12 protein-coding genes and 3 pseudogenes are annotated in these 25023 nt (G+C 33.3%); 9 read left to right on the top strand and 6 right to left on the bottom strand.

Annotated elements, in window-relative coordinates:
* Nucleotides 1-57 precede the first annotated feature (57 nt).
* Nucleotides 58-588 (top strand): PepSY-associated TM helix domain-containing protein, encoded by a 531-nt coding sequence (locus tag ACZZZT_RS25245; RefSeq protein ID WP_463462342.1) that lies wholly within the window; start codon nucleotides 58-60, stop codon nucleotides 586-588.
* Complete coding sequence (locus ACZZZT_RS25240; RefSeq protein ID WP_463462341.1) at nucleotides 566-1228, top strand: PepSY-associated TM helix domain-containing protein; 663 nt, start codon at nucleotides 566-568, stop codon at nucleotides 1226-1228. Before ACZZZT_RS25245 ends, ACZZZT_RS25240 begins: the two co-directional genes overlap by 23 nt.
* A gap of 198 nt (nucleotides 1229-1426) precedes the next feature.
* Here the strand turns inward: ACZZZT_RS25240 and ACZZZT_RS25235 are convergent, their stop codons facing one another.
* Both ACZZZT_RS25235 and gldA read right to left on the bottom strand, forming a co-directional pair.
* Nucleotides 1427-3550, bottom strand: coding sequence for a TonB-dependent receptor domain-containing protein (locus tag ACZZZT_RS25235; protein ID WP_463462340.1), 2124 nt, complete (start codon nucleotides 3548-3550; stop codon nucleotides 1427-1429).
* Nucleotides 3551-3981: 431 nt separating this feature from the next.
* Nucleotides 3982-4878, bottom strand: a complete 897-nt coding sequence (gldA, locus tag ACZZZT_RS25230; RefSeq protein ID WP_463462339.1) for a gliding motility-associated ABC transporter ATP-binding subunit GldA — start codon at nucleotides 4876-4878, stop codon at nucleotides 3982-3984.
* Nucleotides 4879-5026: 148 nt separating this feature from the next.
* On the opposite strand from gldA, the gene ACZZZT_RS25225 reads away from it, so the two are divergent.
* On the top strand, nucleotides 5027-5605 hold the full coding sequence (locus tag ACZZZT_RS25225; RefSeq protein ID WP_463462338.1) for an outer membrane beta-barrel protein: 579 nt from the start codon (nucleotides 5027-5029) through the stop codon (nucleotides 5603-5605).
* Between the two features lie 166 nt (nucleotides 5606-5771).
* The gene (locus ACZZZT_RS25220; protein WP_463462337.1) at nucleotides 5772-6374 is read left to right on the top strand and encodes an outer membrane beta-barrel protein; all 603 of its coding nucleotides are present in this window, start codon (nucleotides 5772-5774) and stop codon (nucleotides 6372-6374) included.
* 331 nt (nucleotides 6375-6705) lie between these two features.
* On the opposite strand, the gene metE is transcribed toward ACZZZT_RS25220, so the two are convergent.
* A complete protein-coding gene (gene metE / locus ACZZZT_RS25215; RefSeq protein ID WP_463462336.1) occupies nucleotides 6706-9027 on the bottom strand; it encodes a 5-methyltetrahydropteroyltriglutamate--homocysteine S-methyltransferase in 2322 nt (773 codons plus the stop codon).
* Between the two features lie 156 nt (nucleotides 9028-9183).
* Here metE and ACZZZT_RS25210 point away from each other — a divergent pair, with 156 nt between their 5' ends.
* Nucleotides 9184-9645 (top strand): Lrp/AsnC family transcriptional regulator, encoded by a 462-nt coding sequence (locus tag ACZZZT_RS25210; RefSeq protein WP_042566180.1) that lies wholly within the window; start codon nucleotides 9184-9186, stop codon nucleotides 9643-9645.
* 84 nt (nucleotides 9646-9729) lie between these two features.
* Nucleotides 9730-11075, top strand: a pseudogene (locus ACZZZT_RS25205) (deoxyguanosinetriphosphate triphosphohydrolase).
* Here ACZZZT_RS25205 and ACZZZT_RS25200 read toward each other — a convergent pair.
* The 3 genes from ACZZZT_RS25200 to ACZZZT_RS25190 form a co-directional block, all read right to left on the bottom strand.
* The gene (locus ACZZZT_RS25200) at nucleotides 11076-12077 is read right to left on the bottom strand and encodes a DUF3078 domain-containing protein (RefSeq protein ID WP_042566182.1); all 1002 of its coding nucleotides are present in this window, start codon (nucleotides 12075-12077) and stop codon (nucleotides 11076-11078) included.
* A 38-nt stretch (nucleotides 12078-12115) separates the two neighbouring features.
* Nucleotides 12116-13903: a 1-deoxy-D-xylulose-5-phosphate synthase gene (locus ACZZZT_RS25195; protein WP_463462335.1), complete on the bottom strand. Its 1788-nt coding sequence runs from the start codon at nucleotides 13901-13903 to the stop codon at nucleotides 12116-12118.
* Between the two features lie 70 nt (nucleotides 13904-13973).
* Complete coding sequence (locus ACZZZT_RS25190; RefSeq protein WP_463462334.1) at nucleotides 13974-14798, bottom strand: energy transducer TonB; 825 nt, start codon at nucleotides 14796-14798, stop codon at nucleotides 13974-13976.
* A 210-nt stretch (nucleotides 14799-15008) separates the two neighbouring features.
* Between ACZZZT_RS25190 and ACZZZT_RS25185 the strand changes: the two are divergent.
* From ACZZZT_RS25185 to pbpC, 3 genes and pseudogenes are all read left to right on the top strand, one after another.
* Nucleotides 15009-15440 (top strand): annotated as a pseudogene (locus ACZZZT_RS25185) (nucleoside deaminase); the annotation flags it as partial.
* A gap of 875 nt (nucleotides 15441-16315) precedes the next feature.
* On the top strand, nucleotides 16316-22012 hold the full coding sequence (locus ACZZZT_RS25180) for an alpha-2-macroglobulin family protein (RefSeq protein ID WP_463462333.1): 5697 nt from the start codon (nucleotides 16316-16318) through the stop codon (nucleotides 22010-22012).
* 133 nt (nucleotides 22013-22145) lie between these two features.
* A pseudogene (pbpC, locus tag ACZZZT_RS25175) lies at nucleotides 22146-24520 on the top strand (penicillin-binding protein 1C).
* Nucleotides 24521-25023: the final 503 nt, after the last annotated feature.

Genomic DNA, 25023 nt, shown 5'->3' with positions numbered 1-25023 from the left:
ATATGGTTTTTTAAATAATAACGATTTCATTATTGATGAAATACTAAGATTGCTATAATGTCTACAATCAATACAAAACCTTCTAAAACAAAATCCAAACCCAAATCACGCTTCAGTAAAATAAATGCCTGGCTGCATTTATGGCTCGGACTTGCTTCTGGAATTGTAGTTGTAATAATGGGAATTACAGGCTGTATTTTGGTTTTTGAGCATGAAATAAAAGGATTCACTTCGCCTTGGTTAAATGTAGAAGCTCAAAGTCCGGAGAAAGTTTTGCCGCCTTCCCAAATCTATGCTTTGGTCAGGAAAGCTTTGCCGGAAAAAGAAATTCATGGCTTATGGTATAATGGTTTAGATAAAACAATAAAAGTTGATATTGAATCAGATTCTTTGATTTACGTAAATCCTTATAATGGTAAGATAACCGGAATGGTTGATCATGAAGATTTTTTCCATGAAATAGACGAAGGGCACCGCTATTTGTGGCTGGGGAAAGAAATAGGAACTGCCATAACATCATGGGCAACCTTTATTTTCTTTTTTTGCTTATCAGCGGACTTATTCTTTGGTTTCCAAAAAATGGAATAAAACTACGATAAATAGCAGTCTTAAAATTAAATGGAATGCTAAGTTTAAACGTTTGAATTATGATTTGCATAACGTAATGGGTTTTTATACCCTCATTTTAGCTTTGCTTATTTCATTAACCGGATTGATTATGACTTTTCATTGGGTAAGAGAAAGTACTTATTGGATTACCGGTGGCTGGACAAATGAAAAAGAGAAAAAAGAACAAATGGTTTCAGTTAAAAAAGATGCATTAGCTACACCACAATTAGATAAATTAAAAGCTGCAGATTTTATCTGGAATAAAGTTCGAAAAGAAATCGCAAAAGAAAATAAAGAAGCCGTTATTATTCATTTTCCCGATGAGCCAAAGGATGATTTTTATGCCTGTACAGATATGCATAACGGAAATTGGAGAGATTTGTATTTTGATCCAAAAACATTAGAACTGCTTCCGAATTCAAGAAAATATATTGGCGATGAAAAATTCCATGATTGGATGAGCCGCTCTAATTATAGTCTTCATGTTGGTGCTATCGGTGGATTAACAACTAAAATAATTTATTTTACAGCCAGTTTAATTTGCGCCAGTTTGCCAATCACAGGTTTTTATATTTGGTTAGGAAGAAAGAAAAAACAAAAATCAACAGTAAAATCTTAGTGTTTATTTTAAATATTTTGGTTTGATTGAGAATAGAAAAGCCTTTTGAAATACATAACAATTTCAAAAGGCTTTTTTGTAGATTAAAGTAAAATTTTTGATGATGTTTTATAATACAAAAAGAGCCTGCTAACTACAAACAGGCTCTTTACTAACACAAAAAAAACAAAAAAACGAAGATTGAATTATATTATAGGCTTATATTCTATAGGTAAAGGCAATTGTAGCAATACGGTTATCAAGTTCATATTGTTTATAAATTCCTGTTTGTCCGATGACCGATTTAATATCAAAATTATTAGTGTTGAAAATATCAGTAAAATTCAGTTTGATATTTCCTTTATTTGCCAAAATTTGTTTCGAAATTCCGATGCTGAAATCAAAGAAATCAGCTCTTTCATATATACCAAGATTTGATTTCGATTGATATTGTGCATTTGCTTCAGCTTTCCATGTTTCAGAAATTGTAAAGGCATTTTGTGCGCTTAAGTTAAAAGTAATTATTGGGTCTATTATATCTGTATTTACAGTATTTCCCATAAATTTATTTTCAAAAACATTAAAAAGTGTATTGAGTGACCACCATTTGTATATTTCATTTGTGTTGGTAATATTTACACCATAATTATATGATTTATCAACATTAATTTGAGAAGTTACTGTTGTATTGGTTGCAGGATTGTAGACATACACTTCTGTAAAAACATCTTTTGTTTTGCTAAAATACACCGAAGCCATAAAAGTGCTTTTCCATGCATATCCAATTTCTGCTGCATGAGTAATTTCGGGAACTAAATTTGGATTTCCCTGCGAATAATTAAAAGAATCATCATAAAAACGGAATGGATTTAAATCAAATTGGCTTGGTCTGTTAATTCTTTTGCTATACGATGCGTGTACAGAATTACGTTCATTAAATTCATATTTCATTGAAACACTCGGAAACCATTTCAGGTAATCATCTTTATGCTCTTCATTCAAAGTTTTTTGTAGAATATTAATAGCAGTATATTCTGTTCTTAACCCACCCTGAATATTAAGTTTTTCCATTTGATATTTATAGTTCGCATAAGCCGCATAAATCTGTTCCTTATATTCAAAATGATTGGTCGAATTTGCATCTATTGTCCATTGGTCATTGTCGTTATATTCATAAACCGATGGATTATCATTGTTTTTCAAACCTGCTTTAAATCCCCATTCAATGCTTTCCTTTTCTTTTAGGGGATTTGTAAAATCAACTTTTCCTGTAAAAACTTTCAATTGCGAAGGAATAAAACCTCTTCTGTCATTAATAACAGTTGAACTTGACTGATCTGTATTTTTGGCACTCTGAAACTGATTTGATCTAAATTTAGATGTCTCGTACTCAAAATCAAAAGTCATATTTCTTCCTTCAGTATTAAATTTATGAACTCCGGAAAAAGCATAAGTATAATCATTCCATTTTTCTTTACTATCATTATAAGTCAAAGCATCAAATTGTAATTGATCTTGCGCATTCAATAACGTATTTCTTCCGTTGGCAATATTTTCATAACGGCCAATTTTAGCATCAACATAAGCTTCTAAATTAGTTTTAGGCGAAATTTCGTAAGTAGTTCCAATTTTGAAATTGTTTGAAGTCAAGGGTTCGTCAGTCGTTGCGTTTTGATAATTTTTAGTTACAATTTCTTGTCTGGTATTGTCGGTATATTGAATCTGATCATATTTTTTACGTTCTTCTTCACCTCTAAATGTGTAACTGTAGTTTCCGTAAACACCAAATTTGTCTTTGTTATAGCTTAAATTTATTCCTGAATTTGTTCTGTTTTTTCTACCTCTTCCATAACTCGTAAAAGCAGTTCCCTTTAGGCCGGAATTGCTTGGTTTTTTTAGAATAATATTGATAATTCCCGCTTTTCCGGTTGCATCATATTTTGATGAAGGATTGGTAATAACTTCAATTTGTTTGATATTTGATGAGGTTGTCGATTTTAAATAATTAGCCAGTTCCTTTTGAGAAAGCTGGGTTAATTTGCCGTTTATCATGACACCAACACCTTGTTGCCCGCGAATCGATAATTCACCATCCTGAGAAACCACAACACCCGGAGCGCGGCTTAAAACGTCTAATGCAGTTCCGCCTTCAGAAACAATACTGTTTTCAACATTAAAAACCATTCTGTCTGATTTTTGAGTATAAAGAACCTTCTTTTTTACAATAACAATTTCGTCAAGCGCATTTATAGAGGTTTCAACAATACTGTCAGTTTCTTTTTCTGTTTGTGAATAACTGTAGACGGAAAAAGCAAGCATAAGAGAGGTTATAATATTTTTCATATTACGGTAATATTTAATTTAAAAGAGATTTTCAAATCTCATTGAATTGGAATTTAAATAAGTTTGGAATGTTTTATGGTAAAACAATGCGTTCGAGTTTATCTGAAAGAACTTTTCGGAAATGCAAAATGCGATTGATTAATCGAAGGAAGTAGTTTTTGAAGGAGGAGTATAGGGATAACATTTTGAATGTTTTTGGGAGTTTTATTTTTCAAATATAACACTATTTATATCAAGTCTAAATAAAAATAATTATAAATTTTTCAAGAAAATACCAAAACACTGGGAATGAGCCATTTTTTAAACTTCGAAAACTTAAAGTTAGAAAGAAAGTAAGAAAAATAAATAATTGAATTCTATTGAAAAATAGACAAACAAAAAAGCCCGTTTATAAAACGAGCTTTTCTGTAATTGAAACTTTAAATTGAAACCTATTTTGTTATCTCTCTAAAAACAGCTTCAAGATTTTTATTTTTTTGATTTAATTGTAATGTTTTCAAACCGTTTTCGTTGGCAAAATCAAAAATAGCCGGACGCATATCTTTTTCTGCAACAAAAGTTAATTCCCAGGTCATATCATGAATGTTTCTATATGAGATGATATTTTCAAGTTTTGCTAAAAGCTGTTCCTGAATCTGATAATCAAATTCTACCTCGATCACTTGTTCTTTATTTTCAGAAATTAAATGATCTAATTTTTTATCAGCCACAATTTGTCCTTTGTCAATAATAATGACACGATCGCAAATAGCTTCTACTTCCTGCATAATATGAGTTGATAAAAAAACTGTTTTATCTTTCCCGACATTTTTAATTACATTTCGTATTTCCATTAACTGATTCGGATCCAGACCTGTAGTTGGTTCATCCAGAATTAATACATCCGGATTGTGCAGTAAAGCATTCGCAAGTCCCACACGCTGGCGGTATCCTTTAGAGAGCTGACTTATTTTTTTATGGCTTTCCGGTGTCAGTCCTGTCAGTTGAATTACTTCTTCAATTCTTGATTTGGCAACATGATAAACATCAGCGTTAAAAGCCAAATACTCACGAACATACAAATCCAGATACAACGGATTGTGCTCTGGTAAATACCCAATAGAAAGCTGGACAGCCTTTGTGTTTGTCATGACATCATGACCATTTACAAGGGCCGAGCCACTATCGGCAAGTAAATAAGTAGTCAAAATTTTCATTAACGTAGATTTTCCTGCGCCGTTTGGTCCTAAGAATCCTACGATTTCTCCTTTCTCAATTTTAAATGAAATTTCGTTAAGAGCTTTTTGCGTTCCGTAACTTTTTGATATGTTGTTTACTTCTATCGACATGAGTATTTATTTGCTACAAAAGTAAACAGAAATACGCTCGTTTACTAAATTTTTGTCTTTTTAAGAACTCATAAAAAAATCTTAATGTTTAATTGTTGCGGCATCGTTATTGTTAAAGCGTTATTAAATTTTTTAAAACAAAAACAAAATGAAAAAAATGTTAGTTATTGTTGCATTAGCTGTAGTTAGCTTTGCAAATGCACAAAAAGGAACAATCTTAGTTGGTGGTAGTATTGGTTATTCTTCAGAAACCAGAACTCTTGGAAATAACGAAGTAAAAAACAATGAATTTAATTTTTCTCCAAAAGTAGGTTACCAATTTCACGAAAGTTGGACTGTAGGAGGTGAGGCTTCTTTTGGTTCTTCTAAAACAAAACAAGGAGTTAACGAAGATAGATTTAATACTACTAAATTAGGTGCATTTTTACGTTACACAATGCCATTAAATCCAACTTTCTCATTCTTTGCAGAATTAGGGTTAGGTTATCAAGCTGAAAAAGACAAAACTTATGCAGGACCACTTACTTCAACAGCTAAAGGTGACGGTATGTATGTTGGTGTAACACCAGCTCTTTTTATCGATATGAAAAAAGGTTTTGGTTTAAACTTTAACATTGGTGGATTAAACTACGGTACAATAAACTACGAAAACAACGGACCAGAATACAAAAACTTCGATTTTAATTTTGGTAAAACATTTAATATTGGAGTTTCTAAAAACTTCTAATCTTAAATTAACTTAATGTTAAATGAAAAGCACTCCATTGGAGTGCTTTTTTTGTTTTAATATTCTTTATTTATTCCTTGGTAAACAAATTGTTAATAAATCTGTTGGAGTTAAATTATGGTATTTTAGTTGTTCTGTGTATTTGAAATCTTAACAAATATTACATATGAAAAAAATGCTACTTATTCTTGCATTGGCTATGTTTAGCTTTGCAAATGCTCAAAAAGGGACAATTTTAGTTGGTGGAAACATCGGATTTGCTTCTGAAAAAATTGATAATCAAGGCGAGGAGAGAAAATCAAATTCATTTGGTTTTTCTCCAAAAGTGGGTTATCAGTTTCACGATAATTGGACAGCCGGTGTTGAATTTGCCTTGTCTTCTTCAAAATCTACAATTTCTTTACCAAATGATCTTGGAGAAGAATCAGAATCGAAATATAATACTTTCAAAGTAGGTGCATTTGTACGTTATTCGGTTCCGTTGAGTGAAACATTTTCAGTATTTGCCGATTTAGGGGCTGGTTTCCAAAATCAGAAAAATAAAGATTATATTAACGGATCGCTTACTTCAGAAAGTAAAGCAGATGGACTTTACGCAGGAATAACACCAGCACTTTTTATAAATATGAAAAAAGGTTTTGGGTTAAACTTTAGCATTGGTGGTTTAGGATACGAAACATTAAGTTTTGACACTAGTGATATTGATGTTAGTAAATTCTATTTCAATTTTGGGAAAACAGTTAATATTGGAGTTTCTAAAAACTTTTAATATATAAATTATATTCAATTTTGAAGAAAGCATCCGCGTTGGCGGATGCTTTTTGCTTTTTACGTGAAGTCTTTTAAAAACTAAAAATTCTCATTTAGCCCCGATAGAAGCGATATCCTTTTGTGTCCGCCGCGGCGGACACAAAAGATATAGCGGATAGCGGGACAGAACGTGTTTTGGAAACATAATTTTCTGCTTCAAAATTACTTTAACTCATTTTATTTTTAAAAACAAAAATGCCAACCAAATAAAGCCGAAGAATTTCATAACTACAAGAACTCGACTTCACTTTGTTGACATTAAAAAACAAAAATATATTAAATAAAAAGTATTAATTAACCGGACTTTCAACGGCAGCTCTCATTTCCTGAGCGGCGGCAACCATTTCGATTAAAGCTTTTTTGGTTTCATCCCAATGACGTGTTTTTAAACCACAATCCGGATTTACCCATAATTGATCTACAGGGATTACAGCCGAAGCTTTTTCTAGTAATTTTACCATTTCCTGACTCGAAGGAACACGTGGCGAGTGAATATCATAAACTCCAGGCCCAATTTCGTTAGGATATTTAAAGTTGGCAAAAGCATCTAAAAGTTCCATTTGCGAACGCGAGCATTCGATTGTAATAACATCGGCATCCATGTCAGCAATATTTTGGATAATATCGTTAAATTCGCTGTAACACATATGCGTATGAATTTGTGTATCATCTTTTACTCCACTTGCCGAAATTCTAAACGCTTTTACAGCCCAATCCAGATAATTTGCCCATTCTTCTTTTCGCAATGGCAATCCTTCGCGAATAGCAGGTTCATCAATTTGAATAATTTTGATTCCTGCTTTTTCCAAATCAACCACTTCATCACGAATCGCCAATGCAATTTGCGTACAAGTTTCAGAACGTGGCTGATCGTTACGAACAAATGACCATTGCAAAATCGTTACAGGTCCTGTAAGCATTCCTTTTACCCATTTTGGAGTCAAAGATTGTGCGTATTTCGACCATTTAACCGTCATTGGGTTTTGTCTCGAAACATCGCCATAAATTACCGGAGGTTTCACGCAGCGGCTTCCGTAACTTTGAACCCAGCCATTTTTAGTAAAGGTAAATCCGGCTAATTGTTCTCCAAAATATTCCACCATATCATTACGCTCGAATTCTCCGTGAACCAAAACATCAATTCCCGTTTCTTCCTGAAAACGAATCGTAGCTTCGGTTTCTTTTTCGATTAAATCATTGTATTGTTCAACGGTTAATTCGCCTTTTTTAAATTTCGCTCTCCAGCTTCTTACTTCCGCCGTTTGAGGGAAAGACCCAATAGTTGTTGTTGGAAATAATGGAAGATTCAAAGCTTCGATCTGACTTTTTCTTCTCGTTGCAAATGTACTTTTACGTTTATCGTCAGAAGCTGTAATGTTGGCTACACGAGATTTAACTTCATTATTGTGGATTAATTTTGAAGTTTTACGATTTTCATTCGCAGTTGTATTTTGTTTAAAATCTTCAGAATTCTCAGTATTCACTTCGTTTGAAGCAAATTGTTTTAATAATACAATTTCATTGATTTTTTGTTTGGCAAAAGCAAGCCATTGTTTGATTTCAGGTGTAAGTGTTGCATCATTCGTTTCTAACTCTAAATCACACGGACTGTGAATTAAAGAACAAGACGGAGCAACTAAAATTCTGTTTTCTCCCAAAGCATCAGTAGCTTTTTTGATTAATTCTAAAGATTTTTTGAAATCATTTTTCCAGATATTTCTACCATCAACAACTCCCAATGAAAGATTTACAGTAGTATTTAATTTTCCTGATTCTAAAATGTCATTTAGTTGAAGCGGACAGCGTACTAAATCTAAATGAAGAGTGTCAACAGGCAAAGCCAATGCAGTTTCGAGATTTTCGCCAAAACAATCAAAGTAGTTTGCCAGAATGATTTTTATTTTTGGAAAACGAATATTGATTTCATTATAAACTTCTGTAAAAGTGTTTCTTTCTTTATCCGTTAAATTTAAAGCTAAGAAAGGCTCGTCAAGCTGAATATATGCTACATTTTCGGCTTGTAATTTTTCGAAAATTTCAAAGTAAACCCGAAGCAATTTATCGATAAGATCAATTCGGTGAAAACCTTCTTCTTTTTCTTTTCCTAAAAGTAAATAAGAAATTGGCCCAATTAAAACTGGTTTTGTAGCAATTCCTAAATCTTTTGCTTCTTTAAATTCATTAATTATTTTTTCTGAAAACAATTCAAATTTTTGGTTTTTTGTAAATTCAGGAACAATATAATGGTAATTGGTATCAAACCATTTTGTCATTTCCATCGCCACGACGTCTTGTCCGTTTTTTTGTGCGCCTCTTGCCATTGCAAAATACAAATCGATAGAAGAGTTGGTTTTGGCAAATTCATGGTAACGCTCCGGAATGGCACCAAAAGCCAATGTTAAATCAAGCACCTGATCATAAAAAGAAAAATCATTAGAAGGGATTAAATCGATTCCGGCTTTAGTTTGTAATTTCCAGTTGTTAAGGCGAATTTCTTTTCCAGTATCGATAAGTTCGTCAACCGAAATTTTTCTTGCCCAATACAATTCGCTGGCTTTTTTCAGTTCTCTGTTGCTGCCAATTCGAGGGTAACCTAAATTATTTGTCTTCATTTTTTTCTCAGTATTTTTTACTGAACAAATTTATTGTTTTAGGTTTTAATACTTATATTTGGTTATTATTTAAGTAAAATGTATTTTAAAATGCTTTTTTAAAGATTATATTACTGATGAAATTTATTTAAAAGAACTTTAGCCGTAAAAATTACTATGGAAAACTTAGATAAAACCGATTTGTTGATACTTAAACACTTGCAGGAAAACTCCAATATCAATACAAAAGACCTCGCAAGTAAATTGTTTCTGACGGTAACGCCGGTTTATGAACGTATAAAAAGACTGGAACGCGACGGATATATTACTAAATATGTAGCTTTATTAGACAAGAAAAAAATGAATCGCGGTATGACGGTTTTCTGTAATGTTCGCCTAAAAGAACATGCAAAAAATGTAGGAAGTAATTTTGTGAAAGATATTGTGGCACTACCAGAAATTATAGAATGTTATAATATTGCCGGAGACTACGATTTTATGCTAAAGATACTGGTTCAGGATATGGCTAGTTATCAGGATTTTGTCATGAATAAATTATCAACCATAGAAAATATTGGAAACACCAACAGTATTTTTGTCATGGGAGAAATTAAACATAGCACAGCTTTAGAGTTTTAATCGCTATAAAATCATAAAATAAAATGTATTTTTGACATTTAGATCCAAATCTACAATCTAAAATCACAAATCTAAAATTGAATAATGAACTGGGAACAACTTTTATCACTCAAACGTCAAGGCGATACTAACAAAAGATTACGTGTAGAACAAGATGATACCCGTTTGGGATTTGAGGTGGATTATGACCGAATTATATTTTCGTCAGCCTTTAGATCTTTGCAGGATAAAACGCAGGTTATTCCCCTTTCAAAAACAGATTTCGTACACACAAGACTAACACACAGTTTAGAAGTTTCAGTTGTAGGGCGCTCTTTAGGGCGTTTGGTTGGAAAAAAATTATCGAAAAATATCCGGACTTAAAAGAAATTCATGGCTACCATATGAATGATTTTGGTGCCATCGTAGCGGCGGCATCTTTGGCGCATGATATAGGAAATCCGCCTTTTGGTCATTCTGGTGAAAAAGCTATTGGGGAATATTTTTCAATAGGAAACGGACTGAAACATAAAGATAAACTAACAGCAAAACAATGGCAGGATTTGATTGATTTTGAAGGAAATGCAAATGGGTTTTCTGTGCTTACAGCCAGTCGTCCGGGAATTGAGGGCGGACTTAGAATTTCGTATGCCACTTTAGGTGCTTTTATGAAATATCCCAAAGAAAGCCTTCCTAAAAAACCAACAAATAATATTGCCGATAAAAAATACGGTTTCTTCCAGACTGATAAATCATTTTTTGAAGAAGTAGCTCAGGATATGGGAATGATTGCCAACAAAGAGGGTGAAGACATTGGTTTCGAAAGACATCCTCTTGCATATTTGGTAGAAGCTGCAGATGATATTTGCTACACAATTATTGATTTTGAAGATGGGATAAATCTTGGTTTAGTTTCTGAAGATTTTGCTTTAGAATATTTAATAAAGCTTGTAAAAGACAATATTGGCGTTTCAAAATATAAAATGTTAGAGACAAAAGAAGATCGTATTAGTTATTTAAGAGCTTTAGCAATTGGAGCTTTAATAAACGACGCGGTTGATGTTTTTATTGACAATGAAGAAGCAATCCTGGCTGGAAAATTTCCTTTTGCTTTAACAGATAAAAGCAAATACAAAGCTCAAATGGATGATATTATCAAATTAAGTGTTGAGAAAATCTATCAAAGCCGTGAAGTAATTGAAAAGGAAATTGTGGGTTATCAAATTATTCAAACCTTGCTGGATAAATTTATAACAGCTTTTAATAACAAATATGAAGGAAAGGCATCCAATTATGATAATTTAATTTTAAAAATGCTGCCGGAAAAGCATCATTTAGATAAAACTAATTTATACGAACGTTTGCTTCATATTTGTCATTTTGTTTCTCTTTTAACAGATGGAAATGCGTTAGAATTATTCGAAACTATTAACGGAAGAAAGAATAATTAATTACTGAAAAGCATATACAAGACCTACACCCAGAACTTGTCTTAGCTGAGCTCTTGGCCCGTCATTAACCTGACTTGTTGTTCCTGTTACCGGGTCTACAACATCTATTTTGGTTTTGATGTCATCATCATATACTAAATGAACCCCAATGTTTGCTTTTACATAAGCATTAACTACAAGGTCTATACGCGTGTCATAATCAATGTCGACATTTCCAAATTTGTTCAGATAATCGGTATATAAACTTAGCCTGTTTTCATAAAAAACGTTTTTATAAATTTCGCTTTTCATATATCCGGTGAATAAAATACCAAATTCGGCTTTTACCTTTTGTCCTTCTTCAACTAAAATTTGACTTGCAGGATCATTAGGATCAGTTATATAAACGGCTTTTTTAACACCAAAAGATCCCTGATTTGCTAAATATTGATCTAATACCAAAGTCGTTTTTAACGTGATTGGAGAGAAATAAAATGTTCTGTCTTTTTGCTTGTTTGAATTCTCAGCTCCGGCTCCTAAAAAGATATATGCCGGTGCAAATGGTTTAGAGATTGCAATATCCCTATTAGGATAATTGTAACCGTCTGTAAATTGCGTGTTAAAATTAAACTTGGCAGAATAATACCAGTTTGATAAAGTGTCTTTTCTAAATCCGTAAGTAGAGTTCAACTGAACAGCATCGTCAGTTTTTCTTAATTCGGTACCATCTTGTTTATTTAAACCATATTTTACAATAAGTTCATTCACCCATTTATGATTTCCTTTGGCATAAGTTCTTCCAAATTCACCTTTAAATAAACCAGAAATGGAACTTGTTCCCCCCGCGCTCCAGTTAACAAATGCAATTTCTGAAATATCAAAACCTATTTGATTTTTCTTTGTCCAGTTTGAAGGAATTTTTGGCAATTGGGAAGGATCTAGCGTAGTTCGAATAATTTGAGCAGACGTCGTAATCGAAAAACTAAAAAGGAATAATAAGATGGTGAATCGAAATAATTTCATTAGGTTAACTTTTGATTTTTTTTGACTGCGCAAAATAATTATTTTGAACGGTTAGAAAAAAGATTTGCTAAACTTTTAACGTCAATTTTGCATAATTGTTGTAATTGTAAGACAGTTCCATGCTCAATAAATACATCAGGAACGCCCAGAATTTGTATTTTATTCGTATAGTTATTTGCTGCTGCAAATTCGAGAATTGCGCTTCCAAAACCTCCGCTGATGACACCATCTTCGATAGTAATAAGGGTTTTAAAATTCTCAAAAATATAATGTAATATATTGTTGTCTAATGGTTTAATGAATGGGAGATCATAATGGGCAATAGTTTTTGGATTTCCGCATTCGTTTAAGGCAGCAATCACATTATTACCAATTGTTCCAGTAGATAAAACGGCTGTTTCTGTACCGCTTTTTAGACAATTTCCGTCGCCAATTTTAATATTTTCGTATTGTCCGAAATTTTCTACTTCCCAATTCGAAATAACGCCCCGACCTCTCGGATATCGAATTGCAATAGGATGCTCTAGTCCAAATTGAGCAGTATATAAAATGTTTTGAAGCGCAATTTCATTAATTGGCGCATAAATTATCATGTTCGGGATTGATCTTAAATAAGCAATATCAAAAACACCGTGATGCGTTGCTCCGTCTTCGCCAACCAAACCCGCTCTGTCCAGACAAAAAATAACAGGTAAATCCTGCAAGGCCACATCATGAATAACCTGATCGTAGGCACGCTGTAAAAAAGTCGAATAGATATTGCAATATACAATCATGCCCTGAGTTGCCATTCCGGCGGCAAGCGTTACAGCATGTTGTTCTGCAATGCCCACATCAAAAGCACGTTCAGGAATTTCATCCATCATGAATTTTAAAGAACTTCCGGATGGCATTGCGGGTGTGATTCCGATAATTTTTTCATTCTTTTTGGCCAAATCCAAAAGGGTTAAACCAAAAACGTCCTGATATTTTGGAGGAAGATTTTCTTCATATTTCAAATGAATTTCTCCCGTTAAGGCATCAAATTTTCCAGGCGCATGATATTTTACCTGATTTTCTTCGGCTTGCTGTAACCCTTTTCCTTTTGTTGTAACAATATGAAGGAATTTAGGACCTTTTATCTTTTTTAAACGATTTAATTCTTTAATTAAAGCAGGAAGATCATGTCCGTCAATTGGACCCGAATAATCAAAATTCAAAGATTTGATCATATTATTCTGCTTCGGATTTTTCCCGTTTTTAACCGCCGTAAGGTATTTTTTTAAAGCCCCAACGCTTGGATCAATTCCAATTGCGTTGTCGTTTAAAATAACGAGAATATTAGCGTCTGTAACTCCGGCATGATTTAAACCTTCAAAAGCCATTCCCGAAGCTATAGAAGCATCGCCAATAACTGCAATATGCTGTTTGTTGAAATCACCTTTTAATTGAGAGGCAATCGCCATTCCCAATGCAGCAGAAATTGACGTTGAAGAATGTCCAACGCCAAAAGTATCGTAAACACTTTCGCCTCTTTTAGGAAAACCGGAAATTCCGCCTATTTGTCTGTTGGTGTGAAAATTTTTTCGTCTTTCAGTCAGGATTTTATGTCCGTAAGCCTGATGTCCAACATCCCAAACCAATAAATCTTCGGGAGTATTAAAAACATAATGCAAGGCAATTGTCAATTCAATTACACCTAAACTCGCGCCCAAATGCCCTTCTTTTACAGAAACAACATCAATTATAAATTGACGTAATTCCTGAGCAATTTGAGGCAATTGCGCCTCTTGTAAAAGACGTAAATCGGCTGGATTGAATATGTTTGAAAGTAAATTGCTTTTCATTGTAGAGTAAAAAACAAATTTACGGTTTTAAATTTAAAATAATTCCTAACTAAGTAGTCAAGTATTGTTTTTATATTTTTAAAGTATATGATGACCGAACAATGTGATTATTAAACTTTCCGGGAATCCAATTTGGAGCAGTTTTTAAAACTCTAATAGCTTCTTCTCCTATTTCTTTCGGGGTATTTTCAACTATATTAAAATTGCTCAGACTGCCGTCTCCTTCTACAACAAATAAGATAGATATTTTTCCCCGAAACGTTTCTGTTTTGTTTGGGGTGACATAATTTTTTTTGAAATAATCATAGAAATTTTTTATCCCATTTTCCGGAACAGGTAAAACATCTAAATCATTGGAATTATATATAATCTGATAATTAAAATTTCCTGTTTCATTATAAGGAGGAGCAACCAGATTTCCTGTCGTAAACCCGTAACTCGGTTTTTTTGTTTTTACTTTTTTAGATTCGATCTGATGACCATAACAAGAGGAAACAGCTTCATCTTCGTTTTGATTTTGCACGGTATTGTTAACAATCTCGATTTTATCAATTCTGTTTTTGTTTCCGTCTTTATCTGAGCAGCTAAATAAAGTTGTTCCCATAGCAATAAACAAAGCCAGTAAAAACATTTTAGAATAATGGGTTTGACTATATAAAACCTGACTTGGAATCAGAATAATTAAACTCTCTAATTGTTCGTTTTTAAATCTTCCACAGACTTTTTGATTCTGATTTTGAATGAAAAAATGCTGTATTTCATCCGGTAACATGGTTGTAAAATCAACAACTGTTTTAGAACAACTCAGACAAAAACGACCATTTTCGTTTGGCGTCATTTTGTCCCAGTTTTCATGACAAGGTTCAGGAATTGTTATTTTGTGTTTACTTTCCATTTTTGAATATCAGGATTTAAATGTAATAAAAAATAAATAGTAAATCCTTGAATAAAAATGACTCAGTTAAAGATTGAGGCGATTAACAGAATTAATCGCCTCAAAAAACCGTCATATTTGAGGCAATTACTAAAATTAATCGCCTCACGAAATAAAAACGAATAATGAAAACTCAGTAAAAATTATTTTCAAAACCTTATTTTTGCAATTATGATAAATCCTTTCACCGACGAGTACTTTATGAAAAAAGCTTTGCAGGAAGCTGAAATGGCCTTTGAAAAAGGCGAAATTCCCGTTGGCGCCATCATTGTTGTGGCTGATAAAGTAATTGCAAGAAGTCATAATCTGACAGAGTTATTAAATGATGTTACTGCTCATGCCGAAATGCAATCCATAACCGCTGCCGCAAACTTTCTGGGTGGCAAATATCTTAAAGACTGTACCTTATATGTTACGCTCGAGCCTTGCCAAATGTGTGCAGGAGCTTTGTATTGGAGTCAGATTTCAAAAATCGTTTTTGGAGCGCGCGATGAACAGCGAGGTTTTATGGTAATGGGAACAAAATTGCATCCAAAAACAACTGTTGTTTCTGGAGTTATGGCTAATGAAGCGGCTGAATTAATGAAGCGTTTTTTATTGAAAGACGTAAATAATATTTTTGATGATAACAATGTTATGACTGATTTTTCAACAATAAAAAAACTATTTCACATTTCAGAATCTAATGGTTTTACAGATAATGAAATAGAAACTATTAAAAATATTTTTGGTAATCTTCCACAAGTATTTGTTGATTATTACACTGAATTGGGTAAAATTCAAAACTTAAATCACACACAAGATTTATTAATTACACCGGAACGCTTTCAATATTATCAGCACAATGACTTTTTGATATTTTATTCTGAGAATCAAAGAGCTTGTGTTTGGGGAATCAATAAGCAGGATTTATTAAATGCTAATCCGCCAGTTTATATAAGTTATGATCAAAAAACATGGCTGTTAGAAACAGAAACCTTATTAGAGTTTTTTACCGCAATGGCTTTTCTTCAGGCCGCTTTCGCACTTCAGTTTTCATCTGAGTCATTTAAAGAGTTGAAACAAAATGAGATAGATTTTATCGTTGAAAACTACAAAAATAAAAACGTTGCTTTTAAACAATGGTGTGAAGGAATAAAATTTTACGGAAATTATAGTGATGATGTTATTATAATTATGAGTAATAATCAACTTTTTTATTCAGCCAATACCGAGGAGCATTTTTGTGAGATGGATGAAAATTTGTCTAAATTAGGTATAGAAATGTGAAACATTTTTTCTGCTAAAAGCTATCAATAATTCTTTCTTTTCATTTCTGAAAAATAATTCAGGCAACTGAATTTTCCTCTTAAATACTTCGGAAAATAGTATACATTTACTAGAATATAATTAGTGTTTTGTTAATATGATTTTAAGATCATCAAACCGCATTTTCTTTATATTTAACAGTATTTGTAACAATTAACTCCTTTATCAAAGTGAAAGCAAGAAAATTAGTTTACGTGTTTTTTGTGTTTTTAATTTTTCAGGCCTGTGGCAAAAAATCAGATTTCAACTCTGATTTTTCATTATTCAAAGAGTACATAACAAGTTTTACAGGCGGAATTGTCTCAGCACAATCGGATATTCGTGTTGTTCTGGCTTTCGATAAAAAAGAATGGAAAGTAAATGAGGTTTTAGACAATGATTTGTTTGATATTTCGCCAAGTGTCGACGGAAAAATAGTGGCACTTTCAAGCAATACAATTGCTTTTATTCCAGAGGAAAAACTAAAAGCAGGAACAGAATATCAGGTAACATTACACTTAGATAAGTTAATTGAACTTCCTAAAAAAACAGATGATGATAAAACAGATCTTTCTGATTTTAATTTTACTGTTAAAACTGTAAAACAGGATTTTACCATCAATACGCTGGATATTCAATCTTATAGTAAAGAATATCAATATCTGAATTGCGTTCTTAAAACTGCAGATGATATAGATTTAGAAACAGCCCAAAAATTGGTTGAAGCTTCTCAAAACGGAAATAAGGTTAAAATTAAATTTAATAAAACGCCAAATTCAGGAAAAGAATTTAAGTTTATAATTGATAGTATTCAACGATTAGATTCAGAAAGTAATCTGGAGATTGCATATGATGGAAATGATTTTGATATCGACCAAAAAGGTAAAATGGATTTTCCAATTACAGCTATTAATGATTTTAAGATTGTCAAAGTCGATATTCCGGATGATAATAATCAACAAGTATTGATCAATTTTTCTGAACCATTAGAAAAAGGTCAGGATTTTAAAGGATTGGTTTCCATACAAAATACCAATAATCTGAAGTTCTCAACTCAGGGAAATGTCCTGAAAGTATATTTCAGTAATCAAAAACCAATTGAAGAAGTTGTACACGAAGTTGAAGTTGAAGTTGAAACTGAAGCTATTGCTGTAGATTCTACTGTTGCTGTAGTTGATTCTGCGAGTGTTGCTGTAGATACTGTTGCGGTAGTAGAACCTGTTGTAGAGGAAGAAGTTGTATCAGAACCAGAGCCGGAATCAGCAGTTGTTTCAGGTGAATTATTATTGGAAGTTTTTCAGGGAATCGAGAGCCAGTACGGTCAGAAAATGAAAAACAATTATTCTGAAAAGATTTCTTTTGATCAAATAAAACCAAATGTTCGTCTTATCAAAAACGGAACAATCCTGCCAAGTTCAAGTAATTTAAAATTGAATTTTGAAGCCGTAAATTTAAGTGCTGTTGATGTAAAAGTCTATAAAATTTATAAAAATAACATTTTACAATTTCTTCAAAATAATGAACTAAACGGAACACAAAACCTAAAACGAGTTTCGCAGCCCATCGCTAAAACGAGACTTAATCTTAAAGAAAATTCATTAATAAATCCGAGTAAATGGAACACTTTTGCTTTGGATTTGTCTAAAATTATAAGTCCGGAACCCGGCGCAATTTACAGAGTTGAGTTCTCTTATAAAAAAGCCTATTCTTTATACAAATGCGAAAGTTCTGAAAGCGATGATAGTTCTTCAGAAGAAGAGGAAGAAGTCGATGAAAATGACGTAAACTACAGTGGAAACTCTTACGACGATTATTATTATGATGATTATGAATGGAGAGAAAGTCAGGATCCGTGTACAGGTTCGTATTATTACAATGCCAAGATAGGAACCAATATTTTAGCTTCAGATTTGGGAGTAATTGCCAAAAGAGGCGAAAATAAATCATATTTCTTTGCTGTAAATAATATTATTACAACCGAACCGGTTTCAAATGCAAGAGTTGATCTGTATAGTTTTCAGCAGCAAAAACTGGCAACAGCAGCAACAAGCAGTGAAGGAATTGCTTCATTTCAGTTAGATAAATTTGCCTATTTTGCCATTGTCACTTTAGGAAATCAATCGACTTACGTAAAACTTGACGACGGGAATTCACTTTCGGTAAGTAATTTTGATGTTTCCGGCGAAACTTTACAAAAAGGATTAAAAGGGTTTATTTACGGAGAACGTGGCGTTTGGCGTCCGGGCGATAATTTGTATTTATCATTTATTTTAAATGATGCTGCGAATAAATTACCCAAAGCGCATCCGATAAAATTCAGGTTAACAGATCCGAATGGAAAAGTGACGTATCAAACCGTACAAAAAACGAATGAATTAAATCATTACGCTTTTACGGTTCCAACAGATCCCGATGCGCCAACCGGAAATTGGGAAGCGATGGTAAGCGTAGGCGGAGCAAAATATTATAAAAGCATCAAAATAGAAACGATTAAACCAAATCGTTTAAAAATCAAGAACAGTTTTAGAAACCCTATTTTATCTTCAACGCATGCTAATACAAGTAATCTTGAAGTAACCTGGCTTCACGGTGCTATTGCCAAAAATTTGAATGTAGAAATGCAGGCTAAATTTTCGCAGCAAAGCACAACTTTCAAAAATTATCCTAAATATGTTTTTGATGATTTAGTACGTCAGTTTAGTACCGAAGAAGTGAATGTTTTCTCCGGAAAATTAGACGCAAACGGAAGAGCATCCGTAAATATAGATCCAAAATTACAAGGTCAGGCACCGGGAATGCTAAAAGCCGCGTTTGTTACCAAAGTTTATGAAGAAGGCGGAGATTTTAGTACAGATGTTATCTCGACAACTTATTCTCCGTATAAAACATATGTGGGAGTTAAATCGCCTGAACCAAACAAATACGGAATGCTGGAAACCAGAACGGCTAATAAATTTGATGTTGTAACAGTGGATGAAAATGGAAGACCAAAGTCTGTTAAAGATCTTGAAGTAAAAGTATACAAGGTTGAATGGCGTTGGTGGTGGGATGCCTCAAGCGATAATTTATCCAATTATAATTCATCAGAAGCAACAACATCTTATAAAACTTTTAAAGTAAACACAGATTCAAGCGGAAAAGGAAGTTTTCAATTTGCCTTGACAGATGAAGAATGGGGACGTTATTTAATTCGTGTTTCAGATGAAGCTGGCGGACATGCATCTGCATTAACTGTAAATATCGATTGGCCAATCTGGTCTGGAAAAACCAGAAATACAGATGCTTCTACTGCCAATATGCTTGTTTTTTCTACCGATAAAAAAGAATATGCTGTAGGCGAAAAAGCGCAAATTTCGTTTCCTTCGAGTGAAGGAGGACGCGCATTGGTTTCGATAGAAAACGGATCAAAAGTAGTGCAGACGCTTTGGGTTGAAACTAAAAAAGGCGAAACAAAAGTTGAAGTTCCGGTTACAGCCGCAATGGCCCCAAATGTGTATTTTAATATTACACTTTTGCAACCACACGCAACGACCAAAAACGATTCGCCAATAAGAATGTACGGAATTGTTCCGATTGAAGTTGTGGATAAAAACACGATTCTTTCTCCTAAAATTTCCATGCCGGATGTTTTAAAACCGGAACAAACATTTTCTTTAAAAGTCAATGAGCAATCCGGAAAAGAAATGACCTATACGATTGCAATTGTCGATGAAGGTTTATTAGATTTAACACGTTTTAAAACGCCAAATGCCTGGGATAGTTTTTATGTCAGAGAGGCTTTGGGTGTAAAAACCTGGGACGTTTACAATGATGTTATTGGTGCATATGGCGGAAAAGTAAATCAGATTTTCAGTATTGGTGGAGATCAGGATTTAGGTGGAGGAAAAGCTAAAAAAGCCAATCGTTTTAAACCGGTTGTGGTTTATCTGGGACCTTTTAAATTAGAAAAAGGACAAACAAAAACTCATCAGATCAAATTACCAAAATACATTGGTTCGGTAAGAACAATGGTTGTGGCGGGAGATGCCAATACAAGTGCTTACGGAAGTGTCGAAAAAGCAACTCCTGTTCGTAGTCCGTTGATGGTATTGGCTTCATTACCAAGAAAAATTTCACCATCAGAAAAAGTAACGATTCCGGTTACGGTTTTTGCAATGGAAAAAAATATTAAAAATGTTTCAGTTCAGATCAAAACCAGCAATGGATTAAAAGTAATTGGAAGTGCGACACAAAGAGTAACATTTGCACATCCAGATGAAAAGATGGCTTATTTTAATCTGGCCGTAGGCAGTTTAACCGGAATTGGAAAAGTGCAGATTGTAGCCACATCGGGAAGTGAAAAATCGGTTTATGATGTTGAGATTGATATGACGAATCCAAATCCGGTAACGAATACTTTTACAGATGTAATTTTAGAACCTAATAGCTCTAAAACAATTAGCTGGAAAACGTTTGGAGTTTCAGGAAGTAATAAAGCTAAGTTGGAAGTTTCATCAATGCCAACAATTAATTTAAACGGAAGATTACAGTTTCTTATTCAATATCCACATGGTTGCGTAGAGCAAACTACTTCCTCTGTATTTCCGCAATTATTTTTAAATGAAGTTGCTGATATTGATGGTACACGTTTACAACTGATTCAAAAGAATGTTACGGCCGGAATAAATCGATTGGGAGGTTTTCAGTTGCCAAACGGAGGACTTTCTTATTGGCAGGGAAATGCGCTTGCCGATGATTGGGGAACTTCATACGCTGGACATTTTATGATTGAGGCAGAGAAAAAAGGTTATGTTTTACCAATTAATTTTAAATCAAAATGGCTTTCATACCAACAAAAAGAAGCCAAACAATGGCGATTTGAACCTCGTTATGGAAATGATCTGGCACAAGCTTATCGTTTGTATACATTGGCTTTGGCTGGTTCTTCAGATTTATCTTCTATGAACAGATTAAGAGAAACAAAAGGAATTTCTAATGAAAGTAAATTGCGATTGGCTGCCGCTTATATTCTGGCAGGACAAAAATCAGCAAGTCAAAACCTGTTTTTACATAGTAAAATTGAAGATGAAACCAGTGATTACAATTACTATTATTATGGTTCAAGCGCCAGAAACAGAGCAATGGCTCTTGAAACGATGTTATTGTTAGGGCAAAAAGAAAAAGCATTTGCAATGGCTATAAAACTGGCTAAAAACATGGCAAGTGACCAATGGATGAGTACGCAAACAACAGCATATTGCCTATATGCAATGTCTAAATTTGCGGCAAATAATGGTGCCAAAGGAATTGATGTTCAATTTAGTAAAGATGGAAAATCTCAGGTAGTAAAAACATCAAAAACAGTTGCTGACAGAAGTTTGGTGGTAAAAACAGGATCAAACAGTATTACTTTAAAAAATAATAAAAAGAACACCATTTATGTTCGTGTATTAAACACAGGAATTTTACCAATTGGGCAGGAAAATGTTGTTCAAAATGATGTTTCGGCCGGAATTGTTTTCAAAAATCGTAAAGGCGGAACAATAGATGTTTCGAGAATTACACAAGGAACTGAATTTGTTGCAGAAGTTACGGTTAGAAATCAACGAAATGAGCATGTTGAAAATGTAGCATTGTCTCAAATTCTTCCGTCTGGGTTTGAAATCGTAAATACCCGTTTTACTGACTACGGAGATGCAACAAACAATATTGCAGATTATATTGATATTCGTGATGACAGAACAAATTTCTATTTTGGAATGAAAGCAGGTGAGACCAAAGTATTTAGAATTCTCCTGAATGCATCTTATTTAGGAAATTATTATTTACCGGGATTGCAATGCGAAGCGATGTATGATAATACGTTTTTAGCAAGAACTAAAGGATTTTGGGTTGAGGTTGTGAAGTAAATATATTGCCCACGGATAGAACGGATTAAACGGATTTACACTGGTTTTTAGTTTTGTTTTTCAGATTTAATAAAAAAATAATCTGTGTAAATCCGTTTAATCCGCACAATCAGTGGGCTAAAATGAAATTGTTTTGAAAAATAAACTTATAGCGTTCTTTCAACGCATTTTATACTGGATAAAAAGAAATAAAATAAAATCAGCAATTGTATTTTTACTCTTGCTGATTTATTATTTCTCGTTGCCACGAACTTTATTTCACGAACCTTATTCTACCGTTATCGAAAGTGAAGAAGGAGAATTATTAGGCGCAAAAATTGCTCGTGACGGGCAATGGCGTTTTCCGGAACAAGATAGCGTTCCCGATAAATTTAAAAAATGTATCGTTTATTTTGAAGATGAATATTTCTATAAGCATCCCGGTTTTAATCCTGTTGCAATGGTCAATGCTATCAAACAAAACCGAAAAGCCGGAAAAGTAGTTCGCGGTGGAAGTACATTAACACAGCAGGTAATAAGGCTTTCTCGAAAAAGAAAAAGCAGAACTTATTTCGAAAAATTCATTGAACTTATTCTGGCAACACGTTTAGAATTAGGTTATTCTAAAAACGAAATTTTAGATTTGTATGCCGCGCATGCACCTTTTGGTGGAAATGTTGTTGGACTTGAAATGGCTTCCTGGCGTTATTTCGGATTAAAATCTACTCAGCTTTCGTGGGCAGAAAGCGCAACATTAGCAGTTTTGCCAAACGCGCCAAGTTTAATTTATCCCGGAAAAAATCAGATTAAATTATTAGAAAAAGAAATAGACTTTTGTTGAAATTAAATCAGGAAGGTATAATCGATAAACAAACCTATGAACTCTCTGTTGATGAGCCATTGCCCGGAAAACCGTATAATTTGCCTCAAATTGCGCCGCATTTATTACAGCGCGTTGCTAAAGATCAGGAAGGGACAAAAGTAAAAACCACGGTTGATTATGCGTTGCAAAACAGGGTAAATCAAATTGCGAAATATTATTATAATCAATACAAACAAAACGAAGTCAATAATCTGGCAATTTTGGTCATTGATGTCAAAAACAGAAATGTAATAAGTTATGTTGGGAATGCACCAACAGATAAAGATCACCAAAAAGATGTTGATATTATTGATGCGCCAAGAAGTACCGGAAGTATTCTAAAACCTTTATTATATGCTGCAATGCTCGATGATGGTGAACTTTTGCCTAATACTTTGGTCGCAGATGTACCAACGCAAATTGCGGGTTATACGCCAGAAAATTTTAATCTAACTTTTGATGGAGCAGTGCCTGCGCATAGAGCTCTGTCCCGTTCGCTAAATATTCCGGCAGTTTTAATGCTGCAGGAATTTGGCGTAAATAAATTTTATGAAGAATTGCAAAAATTTAAATTAAGAGATATAAATAAAACACCTGATCATTACGGATTATCGCTTATTCTTGGCGGAGCCGAAAGTAATTTATGGGATTTATGCCGTTCATATGCAAACTTATCTTCGACGGTAAATTATTATACTAAAAGTCACGGAAAATACAGAACAAAAGAGTTTGCAGAACTGAATTACGAAAATAATTTTGAGGCTGATTTTGGAGACGAAACGAATCAGAAGAATATTTTAGGTGCCGGCTCAATTTGGCTGACGTATAACGCAATGGAAGAAGTAAACCGACCGGAAGGAGATGAAGCCTGGAAATTTTATGACAGTTCGTTAAAAATCGCATGGAAAACCGGAACCAGCTTTGGTAATCGAGACGCCTGGGCTATAGGAACAAATTCAAGATATGTCGTTGGTGTTTGGGTTGGAAATGCAACAGGCGAGGGAAGACCAACTTTGACAGGCGTTACAAGTGCGGCTCCTATTTTGTTTGATGTTTTTAATTTACTGCCAAGACAAAAATGGTTCGAAACGCCTTATAATGATTTAGATGAGGTAGAAGTTTGTAAATTAAGTGGTTATCTGGCAAAAGAAGGATGCCCGAAAATAAAACAATGGGTCAGTAAAAAAGGAAAAACAACAGCAATTTGTCCGTATCATAAAGTCGTGCATTTAGATCAAACAGAACAATTTCAGGTTAATAGCAGTTGTGAAAATGTTGAAAATATAGTAGTTAAAAATTGGTTTATTCTGCCTCCGGTTATGGCTTGGTATTACAAAGGCAAACATATAGAATATTTGCCATTGCCTCCTTTTAAGGAAGATTGTATGGGATCGCAAACCACCTCAATGGATTTTATTTATCCGAAAGTAAACAGTAAAATTTATCTAACGAAAGATTTTAATAGTGAAATACAGCCGGTAATTTTTAAAGTAGCTTATTCGCAAAGAGAAAATAAATTGTTTTGGTACGTTGATAATGTTTACAAAGGCGAAACAAAAGTTTTTCATGAAAAACCAATTTTGATGACAGCAGGATTTCATTATGTTACCGTAGTTGATGAATTTGGAAATGAAATAAGGAGAAAAGTTGAAATTGTGAGAGAATAAAAAACTAAAATATAATATATGAAACAAACGTGTCTGTATCTGATAATTATTTTAGGATCAGTATTTTTTAATTATCATTATGGCTTTGGATTCTTTTTTAAAAATGGAGAATTTACTATTTTATGGCTTTTCTTTTATACGCTTCTTTTACCAATTGGTTCAATGTTACATCTTTTTAATAATTACGCATCATCTTCAAACTTTCGTCAAAGTAGTTTATTTGTTTTTTTAGTTTATTTATTGAGCGTTCTTGTGTCTGCTTTTGAATATTTTGATTTTAAAAATTTCACAATATTGGGTGATGGTGAAACAAAATTTGTTATTAGTTCGATTTTAATAGTTTGCTTTATATCTGCTTATAGTTCATTTTTCTTTGCTCAAATAAAAAATATAAGTAAATAATCTTCTTATAAAAACGAGTGCCTAGCCCAGATAGAAGTGAAAATCCTTTTATTTTTTTCTTTAAAAAATAAAAGATTGTAACGGATAGCTGGAAATTGCTC

Source organism: Flavobacterium sp. AC274 (assembly GCF_979258275.1).
The sequence above is the reverse complement of the archived record's forward strand: the minus strand, read 5'-3'. Positions and strand labels throughout refer to the sequence as shown.